Below are 4,386 nucleotides of genomic sequence, written 5' to 3'. Positions count from 1 at the left end.
AGGTCGATGAAGCCGGGAGAGGGTATGAGCTGATAAATAAGATCCAGGCGAGTGATTACGATCTGGTCCTCCTCGATATCTCCCTTCCCGACATCAACGGGCTCGAGGTCCTTAAAGAGCTGAAAAAGAAGAAACCGAAGCTCCCCGTCCTTGTCATCAGCATGTATCCTGAAGAACAGTACGCGCTCCGTGCCCTGAAGGCAGGGGCACAGGGGTACCTCACCAAGCAGAGCGCCGCAGACGAGCTTGTCCTTGCAGTGCGGAAGATCCTCTCCGGGAAGAGATACGTGAGCCCTGCATTTGCTGAACAGCTTGTCCTTGATTTTGAGTCAGATGCCGCAAAACCCGTCCATGAAAGGCTCTCCAACCGTGAGTTCCAGGTGATGCGCATGTTCGGCAGCGGGAAGACCATGAAGGAGATCGCTGAAGAGCTCCACCTGAGCATTAATTCAATCCGGACGTACCGGGTCCGCATCCTCGAAAAGATCGGCGTGAAAGGAACGAACGAGCTGATCCATTATGCCGTGACACACGGCCTGGTAGAATAAAAAACTTTTTTAAAAACAAGCTCTAAATACTAATATCGAAGTGACTTCTGACAGCTCTCATTTGAGCCTGTTCAGGATTTAGAAATTTGTGTTTAGAGCTTGAATTGTTCATAAACTGTCTTTGTCATTAAAATTCATGTAGTAAAAAGAGACTACAAAAGAATTGTCGATTTTGTGACAGACGGAATGATTGTTTTTTTTGTAATTTAATGGAAAGCATTAATAAATTCAAAGGAGGATGGTATGAATAAGAAAGTAAAGTTATTGTTCTTAACAGGGTTATTGATCGTGGCTTTTCTTCTGTCGGGCAGTCCACTCTTTGCACAGGAGGACATCCAGAAATACAAGACATGCGGGTACTGCGGCATGAGCAGGGAACAGTTTGCGTTCAGCAGGATGCTTATTACCTATGATGATAATACAGAGGTCGGTGTTTGCAGTCTCCACTGCGCCGCGGTGGATCTTTCTCTTAAACTGGATAAAACGCCAAAGTCTATCCAGGTCGGAGATTACAACACGAAAAAACTTATCGACGCGGAGAAGGCCACCTGGGTCATTGGCGGAAGCAAGCCCGGTGTAATGAGCAAAAAAGCTAAATGGGCCTTCGAAAAAAGAGAGAATGCAGAGGCTTTTGTAAAAACCAATGGCGGGGATATTGCCACCTTTGACCAGGCCATGAAGACTTCTTATGAGGATATGTATGCCGATACTAAGATGATACGGGATAAAAGGAAGATGAGAAAGATGCAGATGCAGGAGAAGAGGTAATGCGCCTTCAAAGGAACTTCATGAGACATGCCGTTGTCGCTGTCATGATAGTGCTCCTGATGGCGCCAGCCCTGTTGGGTGGAGAGAAAAAGCCCGCAAAACCAACGTCAAAGGACAAGTGTCCTGTATGCGGTATGTTCGTGGCAAAGTATCCTGATTTTGTTGCACAGATAATTTTTAAAGATGGTTCTATTGCCTTTTTTGACGGGACCAAGGATATGTTTAAATATTATTTCAATTTGCCCAAATACAATCCCGGACAAAAGGAGACCGATATCGATTCTATCTATGTTACCGATTACTACAGCTTAAACCCTGTCGATGGGCGCAAGGCGTCCTATGTTCATGGAAGTGACGTGTATGGGCCAATGGGCAAAGAACTGATACCCTTTGAAAAGGTTGGTGAAGCGAAAGAGTTCATGAAAGACCATAAAGGTAAAAGCGTGCTCAGGTTCCAGGACATCACTGTTTCTGTCATAAAAGGGCTTGATTGATGCTCAAAAGAAAATCGAATATCTTTTTCCTGTGTCTTACGGTGAACGTCTTCGCGCTGCTCCTTGTGTTTACCCATGCCTTTTTTGAAGGGAGGAACAATACACCTCTTCTCAGGGAGCGCGCCGGGATGGTGGAAAAGTATCAGCTTACAGACCTCTGTCTCTTTACGGACGCACGGTACACACGAAACCCTGTAATGGCAGATTTTTCCACACCTTTTCAGGATCACCCCCTGTCCATGGAGCATTTTCCTTCAGGATCGATTATCTCCCCGCCGGAGCACCTGGCAAGATATGATCTGGAGAAGAAATGATATGGATCGAGAAACAGAGGAACATCATTGACTTTGCTCTCTCCTCACTTTTGCGGAGACGGGGAAAGAACCTGGCGCTGCTTGCAGTCTATACGGTGATCGTTTTCATCCTGGCATCGATCTTTTTCTTCACCAGCTCGATCAAGAAAGAGGCGTCGCTTGTTTTGAAGAATAGCCCGGAGATCGTTGTGCAGAAGGTGACCGGGGGAAGACACGACATGATACCGGTCAGGTACATTCCTTTCATAGAAAAATTGCCCGGGGTGCGCGCAGTAAAAGGCCGCCTGTGGGGATATTATTATGAGCCTACGACAGGGGCCAATTATACCCTGGTTGTAACCGACGATTATCGGGACAAGGTCGGGACTATCGCCATAGGGAGCGGGGTGTCAAGAACACTCAACACGCAGAAAGGGGAACTGGTACCCTTCAAGGCGTATGATGGCCCCTATATCAGTTTCGAAGTAACAGAGGTGTTTTCTCCGGAATCAGAACTTGTTTCCTCAGACCTGGTGGTGATCTCCGAGGACGACTTCAGGGCGCTCTTCGGCATAGCGAAAGGATATTACACGGATCTTACCCTGCAGGTGAGGAATGCGAAAGAAATGGCCACTGTGGCCGATAAAATAAAAAGACTCCTTCCTGATACACGGCCCATTCTCAGGGAAGAGATATTGCGGACATATGATGCCATCTTTGACTGGCGTGGAGGCCTCCTTGTATTCATTCTTGCGGGAGCCGTTCTTGCCTTCGCGATCTTTGCCTGGGACAAGGCGTCAAGCCTCAGCGCTGAGGAAAGGCGTGAGATCGGCATATTAAAGGCAGTCGGATGGGAGACCTCCGAAGTTATTACCATGAAGTCATGGGAAGGGATTGTTATCTCCCTCTCTTCTTTTCTCATGGGAGTTGTTTTTGCCTATATTCATATCTTTTTTGCATCCTATATATTTTTTGAACCGGTTCTCAAAGGATGGTCCGTACTCTATCCGCACTTCCGTCTCATCCCGTACGTGGACCCCTACCAGATAGCGGCGTTATTCTTCCTTACCGTCGTCCCTTACACTGCGGCCACGATCATACCTTCCTGGAAGGCCGCGATTGTTGACCCTGATGAAGTAATGAGGCTCTAAGCGGAAAATGATAGAACTCAGGAACGTTACAAAAGTTTTTCATAAAGGCAACACCAACGAGTTTACGGCGGTTGACGATATCAGCCTCACCATTGAGCCTCACAGGCTCACCGTGTTGAAAGGTCCCAGCGGATCAGGAAAGACGACCATTTTAAGCATTATCGGCGCCATGTCAAAGCCTACAGCCGGGAGGGTGCATATCCTCGGCAGGGAGATTACAAGTCTTCCTGAACGGTTTCTCACGGAGATACGGCGTAAGACCTTCGGATTCATATTCCAGCAATTCAACCTCATCAGGGGCATAACGGCCCTGGAAAATGTTATGATCCCGGCCTATCCGGGCGGAGAAAGATACACGTTGCTCAGGAAGAGGGCCCTTGATCTTCTCGATCTCTTTAACATATCCCACAAAAGAAAATCCAGGATAGAATGGCTGTCAGGAGGGGAAGCCCAGCGCGTAGTGATTGCACGGGCACTTATCAATAATCCTCAGATCATTATCGCGGATGAACCTACTGCCCATCTCGACACCAAGCTGTCCCGGGAATTTATCGAGATCATGGTACAGCTTAACGGGGAAGGGAGAACGGTCATCATTGCGAGCCATGATCCCCTGGTCTGTGATGCGCCTGACGTAAACAGGGTCATCGAGTTCCGCGATGGAAAAGTCCTGTCCCCGGGGATATACCCATGATCATGCACCCCGCTGTTATCGCCCTCTTCACGGGTTCTATCCTCGTCAGCTTCATGGCGCTCTATGCCGCCTATTATGGAGTAAGCATCTTAAAACACTGGGATTTGAAGGACGGCAGGGAGCTGCAGTTAAACCTTGAAAGAAAGACATATCTTGTCTCAACAATTATGAGCTATGCCTTTTGCTTTCAGCTCCTCTCCCTCTTCCTTTTTATTTTTACGGCGGATAAACTGAGCAATCTCTTCGTGGGCGCAATGTGTGCGGCAGGCACGCTGAATGTGAATAGCTACGGCTATCCGACGATGCTCCTGAAGATCGTAAATTTTCTTTTCGGGGGAGTGTGGCTCATTCTGAATTATACAGACAACAAAGCCGTTGATTACCCGTTGATAAAAAAGAAATACCTCTTTCTTCTGGTTATAGTCCCCTTCATCATTA

At 47.6% G+C, this 4,386-nt stretch carries 7 protein-coding genes; all 7 read left to right on the top strand.

Annotated elements, in window-relative coordinates; genetic code table 11:
- Positions 1-548, top strand: a 548-nt coding sequence (locus PHU49_15145; GenBank protein ID MDD5245342.1) for a response regulator transcription factor, incomplete at its 5' end; no start/stop codon positions are given.
- Positions 549-791: 243 nt separating this feature from the next.
- Entirely contained in the window at positions 792-1,316 is a 525-nt protein-coding gene (locus tag PHU49_15140) for a nitrous oxide reductase accessory protein NosL (protein ID MDD5245341.1), read from the top strand.
- Positions 1,316-1,810 (top strand): nitrous oxide reductase accessory protein NosL, encoded by a 495-nt coding sequence (locus PHU49_15135; GenBank protein ID MDD5245340.1) that lies wholly within the window; start codon positions 1,316-1,318, stop codon positions 1,808-1,810. Before PHU49_15140 ends, PHU49_15135 begins: the two co-directional genes overlap by 1 nt.
- Positions 1,810-2,124 (top strand): hypothetical protein, encoded by a 315-nt coding sequence (locus PHU49_15130; protein ID MDD5245339.1) that lies wholly within the window; start codon positions 1,810-1,812, stop codon positions 2,122-2,124. Before PHU49_15135 ends, PHU49_15130 begins: the two co-directional genes overlap by 1 nt.
- Positions 2,121-3,254: an FtsX-like permease family protein gene (locus PHU49_15125; GenBank protein MDD5245338.1), complete on the top strand. Its 1,134-nt coding sequence runs from the start codon at positions 2,121-2,123 to the stop codon at positions 3,252-3,254. Before PHU49_15130 ends, PHU49_15125 begins: the two co-directional genes overlap by 4 nt.
- A gap of 7 nt (positions 3,255-3,261) precedes the next feature.
- Positions 3,262-3,948: an ABC transporter ATP-binding protein gene (locus PHU49_15120; protein ID MDD5245337.1), complete on the top strand. Its 687-nt coding sequence runs from the start codon at positions 3,262-3,264 to the stop codon at positions 3,946-3,948.
- Positions 3,945-4,386, top strand: a 442-nt coding sequence (locus PHU49_15115; protein MDD5245336.1) for a hypothetical protein, incomplete at its 3' end; no start/stop codon positions are given. The genes PHU49_15120 and PHU49_15115, both read left to right, overlap by 4 nt.

It is taken from the genome of Syntrophorhabdaceae bacterium, from assembly GCA_028713955.1.
Taxonomy (GTDB): Bacteria; Desulfobacterota; Syntrophorhabdia; order Syntrophorhabdales; family Syntrophorhabdaceae; genus UBA5609.
The sequence above is the reverse complement of the archived record's forward strand: the minus strand, read 5'-3'. Positions and strand labels throughout refer to the sequence as shown.